We start from the raw sequence: 15,399 nt of genomic DNA on the forward strand, positions 1-15,399 counted from the left end.
GCGCGGCGCTGTCAAGGCATCAGCAAAAAGAAACAGGGAAACGCATGTCTGTACTGATCAAGAACTTCGGGGTCGCGGTGCGCCAGTCGCGCGAGGCGCAAGGCTGGTCGCAGGAACGGCTGGCCGAGCATTCGGACCTGAACCGCTCCTACGTCGGGGAGATCGAGCGGGGCGCCGCCATCGCCTCGCTGCTCACAGTGGAAAAGCTGGCCGGCGCCCTGGGTGTGCGGCCCTCGGCGCTGGTCACGCGGGGCGAGTCGATCGGCCATGCGAATCTCGTGCGGGGACTGCAATTGACGGCTATAGCCTGTTGAGCGATGCGCTGGAAGCTTTGACACTGCCCAGGCTTTCTTCAACAACGCACGGAGTTCTCCATGTCTGCAACTGTGGGCGGTACGACCGCCTTGGGTGACAACGCCGCACGGCAATTGGCCAACGCGACCAAGACGGTCCCCCAACTCGAAACCATCAGCCCCCGCTGGCTCACGCACCTGCTGCAATGGGTGCCGGTGGAGGCGGGCATCTACCGCCTGAACAAGGTCAAGAACCCGGAATCCATCCGCGTCACCTGCACGGCCAAGGAAGAAGAAAACCAACTGCCGCGCACCTTCGTCGATTACGAAGAAAACCCGCGCGAATTCTTCCTGAACGCCGTGAGCACGGTGCTGGACGTGCACACCCGCGTGTCGGACCTGTACAGCAGCCCGCACGACCAGATCAAGGAGCAGCTGCGCCTGACGATCGAGACGATCAAGGAAAACCAGGAAAGCGAGCTCATCAACAACCCCGACTACGGCCTGCTGGCCCAGGTGACCGATGCGCAGCGCATCTTCCCGCTCACCGGCGCCCCCACGCCGGACGACCTGGACGAGCTGCTCACCAAGGTGTGGAAGGAGCCCGCCTTCTTCCTGACCCACCCGCTCGCCATTGCCGCTTTCGGCCGCGAGGCCACGCGCCGCGGCACGCCGCCGCCCACGGTGAGCCTGTTCGGCTCGCAGTTCATCACGTGGCGCGGCATTCCGCTCATTCCGTCCGACAAGGTGCCGGTGGCCGACGGCAAGAGCAAGATCCTGCTGCTACGCGTGGGCGACAAGCGCCAGGGCGTGGTGGGCCTGTTCCAGCCGGGCCTGGCGGGCGAGCAGGGGCCGGGCCTGTCGGTGCGCTTCATGGGCATCAACAACCACGCCATCGCGTCCTACCTGATCTCGCAGTACTGCTCGCTGGCCGTGCTCACCAGCGATGCGCTGGCCGTGCTGGACGATGTCGAGGTGAACAAGTACCACGACTACCCGGACACCTACAAGTGAAGCGCAAGGAGCGGCCATGACCCTCGCTTCCTTCTCGCCGGGCGCCGACGCGTCCGGCGCCCCCATCGACCCGGCGCTGATCGCGCGCATGGCCAATGCCCTGTTCGCGGCGCTGCCGGGCGAGGCGGCATCGCCTGCGGGCGTGCACTCCGCGGGCGGCCTGCCTTCGGTGCCGCCTTCGTCCGTGCCCGGCCTGGGCGCCGTGCCGCCGGGCGTGCAGGCGCCGGCCAACATCGCACCGCCCGGCTCGCCCCTGGCCAGCCCCGCCGGCTTCGGGCCCAGCGTGCCCGGCACGCCGATCCCGCAGGGCCAGGTGCCCGGCACCAACCTGCTGCCGGCTTCGCCCACGCAGGTGCTGTCGCTCGGCCACCGCGCCCCCGCGCTGCTGCCGCACGCCACGGCGGCCAACGGCCTGCCCGACACGGTGGTGAGCACGCTGCCGGCCTACGAGCCGCGCCTTGGCAGCGGGGTGCTGGGCGTGCCCGAGGCCTCGGGCGCGAGCGCGTCGCAGGCCGCCGCCCATCCGGTAGCGCCTGCCTCTGCGGCCTCGCCGTACTACTTCGTCGGCGAGCGCCAGGCACAGCCATCGCTCCGGGGCGCGCCGGTGCCCACGCCGCCGTCCGGCGACCGGCTGGATGCACTGGCGCGCCTGCCGTTCGCGCAGCCGCAGGCAGCGCATGCGGGCCAGGCCCCGGCCGCACCGGCCGGCCTGGCGGCTGCGCCGTCGTCCGATCCGAAGTTCTACTTCGTCGACGCGGTGGTGCTGCCCAGCGGCTATGTCACCCCTGCCAAGCCCGCGCCGCACGGTACGGTGCCGCTGGCGGGCCAGGGGCAGCACCCGCCGTTCGACGTGCACGCCATCCGGCGCGACTTTCCCGTGCTGTCCGAGCGCGTGAACGGCCGCCAGCTGGTGTGGTTCGACAACGCGGCCACCACGCACAAGCCGAAGGCGGTGATCGACCGCATCAGCCACTTCTACGCGCACGAGAACTCGAACATCCACCGCGCGGCGCATGAACTCGCCGCCCGCGCCACGGACGCCTACGAAGGCGCCCGCCAGCGCGTGAAGACGTTCATCAACGCGCCCGACGTGAACGAGGTGATCTTCGTGCGCGGCACCACCGAGGCCATCAACCTGGTGGCCAAGAGCTGGGGCGGCCAGCACGTGGGCGAGGGCGACGAGATCATCGTCAGCCATCTGGAGCACCACGCCAACATCGTGCCCTGGCAGCAGCTCGCTGCCGCCAAGGGGGCGAGGCTGCGCGTGATTCCGGTGGACGACTCCGGCCAGGTGTTGCTCGATGAATACCAGAAGCTCCTGAACGACCGCACGAAGATCGTCGCCGTCACACAGGTCTCCAACGCGCTGGGCACCGTGGTGCCGGTCAAGGAGATCGTGGCGCTGGCCCACCGTGCGGGCGCGAAGGCGCTGGTCGATGGCGCGCAGTCGGTCTCGCACATGCGGGTGGACGTGCAGGACATCGGCGCGGACTTCTTCGTGTTCTCGGGCCACAAGGTGTTCGGGCCGACCGGCATCGGCGTGGTCTGGGGCAGGCGCGAAGTGCTCGAAGACATGCCCCCGTGGCAGGGTGGCGGCAACATGATTGCCGACGTGACGTTCGAGAAGACCGTGTTCCAGCCGATCCCGAACAAGTTCGAGGCCGGCACGGGCAACATTGCCGACGCGGTGGGCCTGGGCGCGGCGATCGACTACGTGAACCGCGTGGGCATCGAGAACATCGCGCGCTACGAGCACGAGCTGCTGGTGTACGGCATGCAGCAGTTGCGCGCCATCCCGGGCGTGCGGCTGATCGGCACGGCCGACGACAAGGCCAGCGTGATGTCGTTCGTGCTGGCCGGCTACTCGACCGAGGAAGTGGGCAAGGCGCTGAACGACGAAGGCATCGCCGTGCGCACCGGACACCACTGCGCGCAGCCCATCCTGCGGCGATTCGGCGTGGAGACCACCGTGCGGCCGTCGCTCGCGTTCTACAACACGTTCGACGAGATCGACCGGCTGGTGCATGTGGTGCGCCGCCTCGCCGGCCAGCGCCGCGCCGGGTAGGACAAGCGCGCGTTTGCGCCAGGCCCCGCACCCCCGGATGCTGCGCTGCAGCGCCGGGGGTGTTTTGCTTGAAAAGGGCGCCAGCGCAATCAATACTAGGGCATATAGCTACAAAAATAATAGCAAATGGCGCTTTGGCGTTCCTCGAAAGCGGGCCCTGAAGGCGCCGCGCGCAGCGCTGGAACGCCGCAGGCCGTGTCTATCATGGCCCGTTGCGGCCCCGCGCCGTCCCGTCTTTTGGCTGTTTCACAAGGAGTGCTCATGGACCAATACCAGATCGCCGTCATCGTCGGCAGTCTCCGCAAGGACTCGTTCAACCGCAAGCTGGCCACGGCGCTGGCCCGGCTCGCACCGCCGGACTTCCACTTCACGCAGCTGCGCATCGACGACCTGCCGCTGTACAACCAGGACGACGACGCCCATCCGGCTCCCGCCGTGCTGCGCCTGAAGACAGAGATCGCCCAGTCGCAGGGCCTGCTGTTCGTCACGCCCGAATACAACCGGTCGATTCCCGGCGTGCTCAAGAACGCGCTGGACCACGCATCTCGCCCCTATGGGCAGAGCGCCTGGGGCGGCAAGCCGGCCGGCGTGATCGGGGTATCGATCGGCGCCATCGGCACGGCCATGGCCCAGCAGCACCTGCGCAACGTGCTGGCTTACCTCGACGTGCCCACGCTGGGCCAGCCCGAAGCCTTCGTTCAAGCCAAGGATGGCCTGTTCGATGACGACGGCAACATCGGCGAGGCCAGCCGCCAGTTCCTGCAGGGCTGGGTCGAGAAGTACGTGGCCTGGGTCAAGCAGCACGCCAAGCTCTGACCAGCCGCTGGTCTTCAGCGCCTCCAGTCCGGCCGCCCCGCCATGGGCGGCCGGACTTTTTTATTTGCCTTTCGTGTTTTTGATTGCTAAAGTCAACCAATTGTTTGATGAAGGCAAATGAAAATGGCGTCAGATCCCCAGGTCGCTCCCGCGCCTGTGCCCGTCCCCGCGGCCGCGGTCAAGGCGCTTCGGCAGTTCAACCGGTTCTTCACGCGCCGCATCGGCGTGCTCGACGCCTATCTGGGCAGCGAACTGTCCCTGACCGACGTGCGCGTGCTCTACGAGCTGGCCCACCGCACCGAGCCCGTCGCCACCGACATCGCCAGGGACCTGGGCCTGGACGCCGGCTATCTGAGCCGCATCCTGCGCCGGTTCGAGAAGGCCGGCTGGCTGGAGCGCCGCCCGGGCGCAAAGGATGCGCGCCAGAGCCTGCTGCGCCTGACCGACGCCGGACACGCCGCGTTCGCCCCGCTGCAGCAGCGCTCGCGCGACGAGGCGGCGGCGATCCTGGCGCGCTTGTCGCCCACGCAGCAGGCCGACGCGCTGGCCGCCATGCAGCGCCTGGAGACGCTGCTGTCTCCCGAGCCGCCCAGCCGCCCCCGCCTCGTGGTGCTGCGCGACCCGGTGCCCGGTGACATGGGCTGGGTGGTGCAGATGCATGGCGAAATCTACTGGCGCGAATACGGCTGGAATCAGGCGTTCGAGGCCATGGTGGCCGAGATCGCCGCGCGGTTCGTGCGCGAATTCCAGCCCGGGTTCGACCGGTGCTGGATCGCCGAGGTCGATGGCGAACGCCTGGGGGCGGCCTTCGTGGTGCGCGAGTCCGACACCACCGCCCGGCTGCGCATGCTGATCCTGGCGCCCCAGGCGCGGGGCATGGGACTGGGCGGCCGGCTGGTGGACGAGTGCATCGCCTTCGCGCGGGGCCAGGGCTACGCGGAGATGACGCTGTGGACCAACAGCTGCCTGGCCGCGGCCCGCCACCTGTATGCGCAGCGCGGCTTCACGCTCGTGGCCTCGGAACCCTACACCGCCTACGGCCAGTCCCTGGTGGGCGAGACCTGGACGCGTGCGCTGTAGGCGCCTTGCGGCGCACGCAAAAAAGCCGGCGCAAGGCCGGCTTCCTGGTGACTGCGCAGTTGTCCGGTGGATCAGGCGGCTTCGGCCACGGCTTCCTGGCGGGATTGCGCCACGTGTGCCCGGATGTCGGAATCCGCGCTGTCCAGGGCCTTGGACTTGGCGTCCGGTCCCATGGCCACGCCTTCGGCGCGCACGAAGCGCACGTCGGTGATGCCGAAGAAGGCGAACACGGTCTGCAGGTAGCTCTCCTGGTGTTCCATGGCGCGGCCGGCATCGCTCGTCGAATACACACCGCCGCGGCTGGAGGCGACGATCACCGTCTTGCCCTTGGCCAGGCCCTGCGGGCCAGCGGCGGTGTAGGTGAACGTGCGGCCCGGCTGGGCGATGCGGTCGATCCAGGCCTTGAGCTGCGTGGGAACGCCGAAGTTGTAGAGCGGCGCGCCGACCACGATCACATCGGCCTCCAGGAACTGGCTCACCAGCTGTTCGGACACGGCGTTTTCACGGCGCTGTGTTTCACTCAGGTCTTCGGTCTGGCTGGTGCGCGGCGCCATGGCCTCCATCGTGAAATGGGCCGGTGCCTGGGCGACCAGATCCAGGTGCTGCACTTGCGTGCCGGGATGGGCGGCGACCCACGCCGCCACGGTGCGGGCGGTGAGTTGGCGCGAGACGGACTGTTCGCCGGTGATGGCGGAATCGATGTGCAGCAGTTGCATGGAAGGTTCTCCTCAGGATGGGGGCCGCACCCGGTGTGCAGCGTTGGATAGATTGTGCAGATGAGCGCATTGATTGATAAGCCGGCCACTTTGCGATAGATTGTTCTATAGGTGGAACAATCTGCGAGGGATGACGGTGCAAGATCTCAACGACATGCTGTATTTCGCCGAGGTGGTCGAGCGCGGCGGGTTCGCCGCCGCGGGCCGGGCGCTCGGCATCCCCAAGTCGCGCCTGTCGCGCCGCGTCTCCGATCTGGAGGCACACCTGGGCGTGCGGCTGCTGCAGCGCACCACGCGCAAGCTGTCGCTCACCGAGGTGGGCGAGGCCTATCTGCGCCACTGCCAGGCCATGCGCGAATCGGCGCAGGCGGCGGCCGACACGGTGGCCCACGTCCAGGCCGAGCCGCGCGGCACGATCCGCGTGGTGTGCCCCGTCACGATCGCCCAGACCCTGCTCGGCGACATGATGCCGGTGTTCATGGCGCGGTACCCGCTCGTGCGGGTGGAGATCCAAGTGAGCAACCGCGTGGTCAACCTGGTGGAGGAGGGCGTCGACGTGGCACTGCGCGTGCGGGCCAAGCTGGACGACAGCGGCAGCATGGTCATCAAGCGGCTGGGCGAGGGCGACCTGCTGCTGGTCGCGAGCCCCGCGCAGCTGGCGCGCCAGGGCACGCCACACACGCTGGAGGAACTGTCACGCATGGACAGCATCGCCATGTCGGCCGCCGACGGCCGTGCTTCGCTGCGGCTGGTGGGCCCCGGAGGGCAGGAGGCGGTGTGGCAGCACAGCCCGCGCTATGTGGCCGATGACCTGCTCACGCTCAAGTTGGCCGCGCAGGGCGGCGTGGGCATCTGCTGGCTGCCCGACTACATGTGCCAGGACGAGTTGCGCAGTGGCCGGCTGGTGCATCTGCTGCCTGACTGGGCCCCGGAGCGCGGTGTGATGCACGCGGTGTTTCCCTCCCGCCGCGGCCTGACGCCCGCGGTCCGGCGGTTTCTGGACTTTCTGGGCGAGACGCTGCAAGGCGCGACGACGGCGACGCCGGCATCCGATACCGAGGGCCTCGGCAGCGCGGCATCGATCGCTTCTTAAGATCAATTCGCGATTAATTCAAAAGAATATATTCGTTTGGGTTTTAAGGGCGGAATCGCAGAATGGGCCGCATCCACCGTTGAGGAGCCTGTTCCATGGCCACTGCACTGTCGTTCCGCACCTCCTGTGGGGTTCGAATCCTTCCCTTGTTCCATGCCCTGGCCACCGTGCCCCGCCGGCCATGAGCAGCAGCGCATCCACGTCTTCGTCCGCATCCGGGCGGCCGGTCGGCCGGCTCGACGGCGCAGCGCCGCAGGCGGCCCCGTCCGCACGCACCGCTGCGGGCAGCCCGGTCTCGGTGGTCATCGTCCCGGGCTGGCGCGATTCCGGACCCGGCCACTGGCAGAGCCTGTGGGCGGAGCGGCTGCCCGGCGCACGGCGCGTGGTGCAGGACGACTGGGTCACGCCCGCGCGGGCGCCCTGGGTGGCGGCGCTGGAGCGCACCGTGCTGGAGGCGCCGCACCCGGTCGTGCTGGTGGCGCACAGCCTGGGCTGCATCACCGCGACGCACATGGGCGAGCCGGCCGCAGCGCGGGTGCAGGGCGCCTTGCTGGTCGCCCCGGCCGATCCGGAGCGCCGGGCGGTGCTGAGCGACTTCGCCCCCGTGCCTTATGCGCCGCTGCCGTACCGCAGCATCCTGGTGGCGAGCAGCAACGATCCCTACTGCCCCATCCGCCTGGCCGGCGCTTACGCGCGGGCCTGGGGCAGCGAGTTCGTTCGCCTGCCGCAGGCGGGGCATGTGAACGTGGACTCGGGCCATGGCGAATGGCCCCTGGGCTGGGCACTGCTGCATTCGCTGGTGGATGGCGCGGAGTGGGGCCTCGGCCAGGGTGCCACGGAGACCCGCTCCGCCGCCTGACAAGGTTGCTATTGTTTTTGTAGCTAAACGCCTTGGTACCCATTGCGCTGGAGGCATTTTTGGCTGAAATCCGCCATGCCACCCCTTGGTTTTGCCGGGGTTCTATATTCTGGAAATCGATTAATTAACAAGAATATATTCTTTTGAGTTTTAAGCGCCGCCGCCCACAATCGGTTTCACTTTTTCAGTAACGAGGGCGCAGACATGACTTCCCGGACAAAACTCAAGACTCTTCTGGCCGTGCTGGCCCTGATCGCTGGCGGCGTCGCGTCGGCACAGACGTCCACGCTGCTGAACGCTTCCTATGACGTGGCCCGCGAGTTCTACAAGGACTACAACCCCGCCTTCGCCGCCCATTACAAGAAGACCACCGGCAAGGACGTGAAGATCGACCAGGCCCATGGCGGCTCCAGCGCCCAGGCCCGTGCGGTGAACGACGGCCTCGACGCCGACGTGGTCACCATGAACACCACGACCGACATCGACTTCCTAGCCACCAACGGCGTGGTCGCCAAGGACTGGGCCAAGCGCTTTCCCAACGATGCATCGCCTACCACCTCGACCATGCTGTTCCTGGTGCGCAAGGGCAACCCCAAGAACATCAAGGACTGGGACGATCTCGCCAAGCCCGGCGTGCAGGTCGTCGTGGTGAACCCCAAGACCGGCGGCAACGGCCGCTACGCCTACCTGGCGGCCTGGGGCAGCGTGCGCGAGAAGGGCGGCACCGACGCCCAGGCCGCTGAGTTCGTGGGCCAGGTGTTCAAGAACGTCCCCGTGCTGGGCAAGGGCGGGCGCGATGCCACCAGCATTTTCCTGCAGCGCAACACGGGCGATGTGCTGATCACGTTCGAATCCGAGGTGCTGTCCATCGAGCGCGAATTCGGCAAGGGCAAGGTCGATGCGGTGTACCCCTCCAGCAGCGTGCTGGCTGAAAACCCCGTCGCGGTGGTCGAGCGCACCGTCGCCAAGAAAGGCACGGGCGAACTGGCCAAGGCCTATCTGGACTACCTCTACTCCGATGAGGCTCAGGAGATCGCGGCCCGCCACGCGCTGCGTCCGCGTTCCGAAGCGGTGCTGAAAAAGCACGCCGACCTGTTCAAGCCCGTCAAGCTGTTCACCGTGGCCAAGTACTTCGGCTCCCTCGGCGAGGCACAGAAGGTGCACTTCAACGACGGCGGCCAGTTCGACAAGCTCTACACCCCCGGCGCCAAGTAAGACATGAACGCTGCGACCTCTGCCTTGCCCGGCGCCGCCGTGGCGTCCACGGGCGGGGCCCGGCGCAGCCCGAAGCGGGTTCTGCCCGGCTTCGGCCTGACGCTGGGCTACACCATCTTCTACCTGAGCATCATCGTGCTCATCCCGCTGTCGGCGCTGGTCTTCAAGACCTTCACGCTGACCTGGGACCAGTTCTGGACCGCCATCAGCGCGCCGCGCGTGCTGGCGTCCTACCGGCTCACCTTCGGCGCGTCGTTCATCGCGGCGGTGGTCAACCTCGTGTTCGGCCTGCTGATCGCCTGGGTGCTGGTGCGCTACCGCTTTCCGGGCAAGAAGATCGTCGATGCCCTGGTGGACCTGCCGTTCGCGTTGCCCACGGCGGTGGCGGGCATTTCGCTCACCGCCTTGCTGGCCGGCAACGGCTGGGTCGGACGGTACCTGGAGCCGTTGGGCATCCAGTTGGCGTTCAAGCCCGCCGGCGTGGTGATCGCGCTGATCTTCATCGGGCTGCCCTTCGTGGTGCGCACGGTGCAGCCGGTGCTGGAAGATGCCGAGAAGGAGCTGGAAGAAGCCGCCACCAGCCTGGGCGCCACGCGCTGGCAGATCTTCACGCGCGTCATCCTGCCTGCGATCACTCCGGCGCTGCTCACGGGCTTTGCCATGGCGTTCGCGCGGGCGGTGGGTGAATACGGCTCGGTCATCTTCATCGCGGGCAACATGCCCATGATCTCCGAGATCACGCCCCTCATCATCATCGGCAAGCTGGAGCAGTACGACTACGCGGGCGCCACGGCGGTCGCGGTGGTGATGCTGGTGATCTCCTTCGCGCTGCTGCTCGTCATCAACGCATTGCAGGCCTGGCAGCGTCGCCACGCAGGAGCCCCGGCATGACTTCCACCGCTTCCAACTCCGGGGGGCGCAACGTGGTGCGCCGCGCCCAGGCTGGCACGACCGAGGCCCCCTGGGTGCGCTGGACGCTGATCGGCATCGCGCTCGCGTTCCTGCTGCTGTTCCTCGTGCTGCCGCTGGCCGCCGTGTTCACCGAGGCGCTGCGCAAGGGCCTCGGTGCCTACGTGGCGGCGCTCAAGGAGCCCGATGCATGGGCCGCCATCCGGCTGACCCTCATCACCGCGGCCATCGCGGTGCCGTTGAACCTGGTGTTCGGCGTGGCGGCGGCCTGGGCCATCGCCAAGTACGAGTTCCGGGGCAAGGCGTTCCTGACCACGCTGGTGGACCTGCCGTTTTCCGTCTCGCCCGTGGTGGCCGGCCTGGTGTACGTGCTGATGTTCGGCGCCAACGGCTGGTTCGGCCCCTGGCTGGCGGCGCACGACGTCAAGATCATCTTCGCCGTGCCGGGCATCGTGCTGGCGACGATCTTCGTGACCTTCCCGTTCATCGCGCGCGAGTTGATTCCGCTCATGCAGGCCCAGGGCAGCGACGAGGAGCAGGCGGCCATCGTGCTGGGCGCGAGCGGCTGGCAGACCTTCCGGTACGTGACGCTGCCCAACATCAAGTGGGGCCTGCTGTACGGCGTGATCCTGTGCAATGCGCGCGCCATGGGCGAATTCGGCGCGGTGTCGGTCGTCTCGGGCCACATCCGCGGGCAGACCAACACCATTCCGCTGCACGTGGAGATCCTCTACAACGAATATCAGTCCGTGGCGGCGTTCGCTGCGGCCTCGCTGCTGGCCCTGCTGGCACTGGTCACGCTGGTCATCAAGTCCATCGCCGAATGGCGCAACGAGCAGGAGCGCAAGGCCGCGGCCGCGCTGCCGCCCGAGCGCCCCGCACCCGCCGCCGTGGGCGCGCGCTGAACGAAAGCACACCATGAGCATTGAAATCCGCAACATCAGCAAGCAGTTCGGCAGCTTCCAGGCACTGCGCGACGTGAGCCTGGACATCCAGTCCGGCGAACTCATCGCGCTGCTCGGCCCCTCGGGCTGTGGCAAGACCACGCTGCTGCGCATCATCGCGGGGCTGGAGACGCCCGACGTGGGCACCATCCACTTCTCGGGCGAGGACACCACCGACGTGCACGTGCGCGACCGCGGCGTGGGCTTCGTCTTCCAGCACTACGCGCTGTTCCGGCACATGACGGTGTTCGAGAACGTCGCCTTCGGCCTGCGCGTGAAGCCGCGCGGCGAGCGCCCGAGCGATGCGCAGATCAAGCAGAAGGTGACCGACCTGCTCAAGCTCGTGCAGCTCGACTGGCTGGCCGACCGCTATCCGTCGCAACTGTCCGGCGGCCAGCGCCAGCGCATCGCCCTTGCGCGCGCCCTGGCGGTGGAGCCCAAGGTGCTGCTGCTGGACGAGCCCTTCGGCGCGCTCGATGCCAAGGTGCGCAAAGAGCTGCGCCGGTGGCTGCGCCGCCTGCACGACGAACTGCACGTGACCAGCATCTTCGTGACCCATGACCAGGAGGAAGCCCTGGAAGTGGCCGACCGCGTGGTGGTCATCAACCAGGGCCGGATCGAGCAGAGCGGCTCGCCCCAGGAGGTGTGGGACCAGCCAGCCAGCCCGTTCGTGTATGGATTCCTGGGCGACGTGAACCTGTTTCGCGGCCGCGCCCACGAAGGGCTGGTGCACGTGGAGGGCATGGCCATCGATTCGCCCGAGCATGCGGGAGCCCAGAACGCCAGCGCCTTTGCCTATGTGCGTCCGCACGACCTGGACGTGCAGCGCTACTCGCCCGGCGAGGGCGTGGACGCCGACGGGCGCCCGCGCGGCATCGTCGCGCAGCTCAGCCGTGCCATCGTCGTGGGGCCGATCGCGCGCCTGGAACTTATTCCTGATGCCGACCACAAACCAGCGGACAATGCGAGCCCCGACTCGGTGATCGAAGCGCAGATTCCTGCGCAGCAGTACCGGGAGATGGGTTTCAGGGAGGGTGAAACGCTGGTGGTCACACCGCGCCGCGCCCGCGTTTTTCTGGACCACGCCGCCGGTATCTGATGCAGCCTTCGAGGGCTGCCGACCGCGGCCTTCAAGGACAAGAACAATGGTGTTGAACTGGTTGGATGCCGCGCCCCGCCGCGTGCTGGGCCTCATCGCGGCGGCCTGCGTGGCCATGCTGGCTTTTGGCATGTACCTGCAGCATGTCGTGGGGCTCGAGCCCTGCCCGATGTGCATCGTGCAGCGCTATGCGCTCATCGGCGTCGCCGTGTTTGCGGCCCTGGCCAGCGCCCGGGGCACCCGGGGCTGGTGGATGTCGTGGGCCGTCCTGGCGCTGCTGTCGTCGGGATTCGGCGCCTTCGTGGCGGCGCGGCAAAGCTGGCTGCAGTGGTACCCGCCCGAGATCGCCACCTGCGGTCGCGACTTCTACGGAATGATCGAGCACTTCCCCATCGGCCGCGCGATCCCCATGATCTTCCGCGGTTCGGGCGACTGCGCCGCGGTGGACTGGACCTTCCTCGGAGGCGCCATCGCCAACTGGTCGTTCATCTGCTTCGTGCTCATGGCCGTCGTGCTGCTGGTGCTGCTGGCCCGCGGCGGGCGAGGGGGCGCCAATCGCCGCCCGCTGGCTGCGGCTTGAAACCCGCCTGAACCCCGTTGAATGAAAAAGGCGCCTTGAACAGGCGCCTTTTTCTTGGGCGTTGCAAATCCGTCAGATCGGTGCCGGCGCTGCCATGGGCTCCTGGGCGGGAAACACCGGGCCCCGGGTTCCGGGCGCCCAGGGCGCCATCTTGTCCATCACCTGCGTGAACGCCGTGCTGGCCTCCCATGCTGCCAGCCACTTTCGCACATGGGGCCAGGGGCCCGCCTGCCAGTCCGTGGCGTCGATGCCTGCGAACTGGCGCACGAACGGCATGATGGCCACGTCGGCCAGCGTGGGCCGCGGGCCGCACAGGAAGGCGTGTTGCGCCAGCCTCTCGTCCCACTGGGTCAGGAACGCGGTGGCGGTGGCCTGGGGCGTTGGCGCGTCCTCCACGCCGTCCCCCGTGCCGGTTTGCTGCGGACAGCGGTTCGGGTACTTGCAGCGGTCCAGGGCCTGTTTGAAGGTGCCGTCGCAGGCCGCGATGAGCGCATCGGCGTCCCGGGCCGTTGCGGCATCTTCGGCCATCCAGCCCTGTGGATCGTGGCGAGCGAGCGCCCAGCGCATGATCTCCAGGCTTTGTTCCAGCACCTGGCCATCGGGCAGCACCAGCACGGGCACCGTGGCTTTGGGCGATGCGTCCCGCAGGGCTTGCGGCTTGTCGCGCAGCACCACCTCGCGCAATTCACAGGCCTGCCCGCTGGCCGCGATCGCCATGCGGGCCCGCATGGCGTAGGGGCAGCGGCGAAAGGAATACAGCACGGGCAGGCCGCTGGGCGCGTCCGAGGGTTGACCATCGGACTGCGCCACACCGGAGGAGCCCAGGCGCGCACCGATGTGGTCCTGCCCGCGCTGCCGCGCGAGCTCCATCTGTTGCTCGCGCTCGGCCAGGGCGCGCTCCTGCTCGGGCGTGCGCGTGCCATGGCAATAGGGGCAGCTCACGCCGGGGCGGTACTGGGGCGATGCGAGTTCGGCCTCGCCCAGCGGCATGCGGCAGGACCGGCACAACTGGTGCCGGCCCGTGGACAGGCCGTGGCCCACCGACACGCGTTCGTCGAACACGAAACAATCGCCGTGCCAGCGGCTGTCTTCGGCGGGCACGTCTTCCAGGTACTGCAGGATGCCGCCGTCCAGGTGGAACACCTCGTCGAAGCCCTGCGACTTGAGCAGGGCGGTGGACTTCTCGCACCGGATGCCGCCCGTGCAGAACATGGCCACCTTGGGCCGGTGTGCCAGCACGCCGCCCGGCGCGCGCTGCTGCTCCACCCAGGCCGGAAACTCCGTGAAGCTGCGTGTGCGCGGGTTGATGGCCCGGGCGAAGCTGCCGATGCCCACTTCATAGTCGTTGCGCACGTCGATCACCACCACCTCGGGGTCGTCGATCAGGGCGTTCCATTGCGCCGGCGGCACGTGCGTGCCGGCATTGCGCGCCGGGTCCAGTCCGGTCACGCCCAGGGTGACGATCTCGCGCTTGAGCCGCACCCGCATGCGGTAGAACGGCATGCGGTCGCCCAGCGCCTCCTTGTGGCGCAGGCCGGCCAGCCGCGCATCGGCACGAAGCCAGGCCAGCACGGCCCGCACGCCTGCGGGCTCCCCTGCGATCGTGCCGTTGATCCCCTCGGGCGCCAGCAGCAGCAGGCCCCGCACGCCATGGGCCTCGCACACGGATTGCAGTGGTGGCTGCAGTGTGGCGCAGTCGGGCAGATCGACGAAATGGTAGAGGGCGGCGGTGAGGATCTCGGGCATGGGGTGGCGATGATAGCGGGGCATCTGGAACGGCCGGGGCGCGGGCGGCCGATCAGGCCGGGTTGCTCGATGCACTGCCGCAGCCGGCCAGCAGCCAGCCGCGAAAGGCCTGCAGCGCAGCACTGGGCGGGCGGGATTTCAAGCGCGTGAGCCAGTAGGCACCCAATGCGATGTGCGTGCCAAAGGGCTGCACGAGCCGCCCCTGTTGCAACTCCCTTTGAAAAAGCCGCACCGGCAGCAGCGCCACGCCCGCGCCCTGCGCGGCGGCCTCGGCCAAGGCCAGGGAGGAGTCGAACACCGTGCCCCGCACGAGCGGGCAGGGCACACCGGCCGCGCTGAACCAGGCGGCCCACTCGTCCGCGCGGTACGAACGCAGCAGCGATTCGTGCGCCAGGTCGGCCGGCGCCCGCAGCCGCGGGGCGATGGAGGGCGCGCACATGGCGGACAGCGGCGCTTCCAGCAGGCGGTCGGCCTCGGTGCCATGCCAGGCGCCGTCCCCGAACCGGATGGCGCAGTCCAGTCCCTCGCCCGCGATGTCCACCCGGTTGTTGTGCGTGAGCAGGCGCAGGTCCACGAAGGGGCACGCCTGCTGAAACTCGCGCAGCCGCGGCAGCAGCCACCCCACGGCGAAGGTGCCCACGGCGCCGACGGTGAGCACTTCGCGGGGGCGGGTGTCGCTGAACTGTTCCAGGGCACCGGCAATGCGGCCGAACGCATCGGCCAGCACCGGCAGCAGGGCCAGGCCTTCGTCCGTCAATGCCAGCCCACGCGGCAGGCGCCGGAACAGCGGTTTGCCCAGGCGCTCTTCGAGGTTGCGGATGTGCTGGCTCACCGCGGTCTGGGTCACGCACAGCTCCTGGGCCGCACGGGTGAGATTGAGGTGGCGCGCCGAGACCTCGAAGGCGCGCAGGGCATTGAGGGGCAAGTGCATGGCGTCGGAATCAGGCGGGCAAGTGGCAAGCAGTTTTTC

At 68.4% G+C, this 15,399-nt stretch carries 15 protein-coding genes; 12 read left to right on the forward strand and 3 right to left on the reverse strand.

Annotation, left to right across the window (positions count from 1 at the left end):
* The first annotated feature begins 44 nt into the window (after nucleotides 1-44).
* From AVTE2539_RS18580 to AVTE2539_RS18600, 5 genes are all read left to right on the forward strand, one after another.
* Entirely contained in the window at nucleotides 45-314 is a 270-nt protein-coding gene (locus AVTE2539_RS18580; protein ID WP_272569047.1) for a helix-turn-helix domain-containing protein, read from the forward strand.
* 60 nt (nucleotides 315-374) lie between these two features.
* On the forward strand, nucleotides 375-1,307 hold the full coding sequence (locus AVTE2539_RS18585; protein ID WP_272547788.1) for a family 2A encapsulin nanocompartment shell protein: 933 nt from the start codon (nucleotides 375-377) through the stop codon (nucleotides 1,305-1,307).
* Nucleotides 1,308-1,323: 16 nt separating this feature from the next.
* On the forward strand, nucleotides 1,324-3,372 hold the full coding sequence (locus tag AVTE2539_RS18590; protein ID WP_284412882.1) for a family 2A encapsulin nanocompartment cargo protein cysteine desulfurase: 2,049 nt from the start codon (nucleotides 1,324-1,326) through the stop codon (nucleotides 3,370-3,372).
* A gap of 261 nt (nucleotides 3,373-3,633) precedes the next feature.
* A complete protein-coding gene (locus AVTE2539_RS18595; protein WP_284412884.1) occupies nucleotides 3,634-4,188 on the forward strand; it encodes an NADPH-dependent FMN reductase in 555 nt (184 codons plus the stop codon).
* A gap of 123 nt (nucleotides 4,189-4,311) precedes the next feature.
* Complete coding sequence (locus AVTE2539_RS18600; protein ID WP_502868942.1) at nucleotides 4,312-5,268, forward strand: bifunctional helix-turn-helix transcriptional regulator/GNAT family N-acetyltransferase; 957 nt, start codon at nucleotides 4,312-4,314, stop codon at nucleotides 5,266-5,268.
* Nucleotides 5,269-5,339: 71 nt separating this feature from the next.
* Here AVTE2539_RS18600 and AVTE2539_RS18605 read toward each other — a convergent pair whose 3' ends face one another.
* Nucleotides 5,340-5,984 carry an FMN-dependent NADH-azoreductase gene (locus tag AVTE2539_RS18605; RefSeq protein WP_284412888.1) on the reverse strand — a complete coding sequence of 215 codons (645 nt, stop codon included), beginning with the start codon at nucleotides 5,982-5,984 and terminating at the stop codon, nucleotides 5,340-5,342.
* Between the two features lie 136 nt (nucleotides 5,985-6,120).
* On the opposite strand from AVTE2539_RS18605, the gene AVTE2539_RS18610 reads away from it, so the two are divergent.
* From AVTE2539_RS18610 to AVTE2539_RS18640, 7 genes are all read left to right on the forward strand, one after another.
* Nucleotides 6,121-7,077, forward strand: coding sequence for a LysR substrate-binding domain-containing protein (locus AVTE2539_RS18610; RefSeq protein WP_284413245.1), 957 nt, complete (start codon nucleotides 6,121-6,123; stop codon nucleotides 7,075-7,077).
* A 181-nt stretch (nucleotides 7,078-7,258) separates the two neighbouring features.
* Nucleotides 7,259-7,936: an RBBP9/YdeN family alpha/beta hydrolase gene (locus AVTE2539_RS18615; protein WP_284412890.1), complete on the forward strand. Its 678-nt coding sequence runs from the start codon at nucleotides 7,259-7,261 to the stop codon at nucleotides 7,934-7,936.
* Between the two features lie 204 nt (nucleotides 7,937-8,140).
* Nucleotides 8,141-9,151, forward strand: a complete 1,011-nt coding sequence (locus tag AVTE2539_RS18620; protein WP_284412891.1) for a sulfate ABC transporter substrate-binding protein — start codon at nucleotides 8,141-8,143, stop codon at nucleotides 9,149-9,151.
* A gap of 3 nt (nucleotides 9,152-9,154) precedes the next feature.
* Nucleotides 9,155-10,042, forward strand: a complete 888-nt coding sequence (gene cysT, locus AVTE2539_RS18625; protein ID WP_284412893.1) for a sulfate ABC transporter permease subunit CysT — start codon at nucleotides 9,155-9,157, stop codon at nucleotides 10,040-10,042.
* Nucleotides 10,039-10,965, forward strand: a complete 927-nt coding sequence (gene cysW, locus AVTE2539_RS18630; protein WP_284412895.1) for a sulfate ABC transporter permease subunit CysW — start codon at nucleotides 10,039-10,041, stop codon at nucleotides 10,963-10,965. The genes cysT and cysW overlap by 4 nt, the downstream gene beginning before the upstream one ends.
* Before the next feature lie 13 nt (nucleotides 10,966-10,978).
* A complete protein-coding gene (locus tag AVTE2539_RS18635; protein WP_272569061.1) occupies nucleotides 10,979-12,103 on the forward strand; it encodes a sulfate/molybdate ABC transporter ATP-binding protein in 1,125 nt (374 codons plus the stop codon).
* 46 nt (nucleotides 12,104-12,149) lie between these two features.
* A complete protein-coding gene (locus AVTE2539_RS18640; protein WP_284412901.1) occupies nucleotides 12,150-12,683 on the forward strand; it encodes a disulfide bond formation protein B in 534 nt (177 codons plus the stop codon).
* A 72-nt stretch (nucleotides 12,684-12,755) separates the two neighbouring features.
* On the opposite strand, the gene trhO is transcribed toward AVTE2539_RS18640, so the two are convergent.
* Nucleotides 12,756-14,429, reverse strand: a complete 1,674-nt coding sequence (gene trhO / locus AVTE2539_RS26310) for an oxygen-dependent tRNA uridine(34) hydroxylase TrhO (protein ID WP_349817209.1) — start codon at nucleotides 14,427-14,429, stop codon at nucleotides 12,756-12,758.
* A gap of 52 nt (nucleotides 14,430-14,481) precedes the next feature.
* Nucleotides 14,482-15,360 (reverse strand): LysR family transcriptional regulator, encoded by an 879-nt coding sequence (locus AVTE2539_RS18655; protein WP_284403928.1) that lies wholly within the window; start codon nucleotides 15,358-15,360, stop codon nucleotides 14,482-14,484.
* Between the last annotated feature and the right edge of the window lie 39 nt (nucleotides 15,361-15,399).

It is taken from the genome of Acidovorax sp. SUPP2539 (assembly GCF_030158975.1).
GTDB lineage: Bacteria > Pseudomonadota > Gammaproteobacteria > Burkholderiales > Burkholderiaceae_C > Paracidovorax.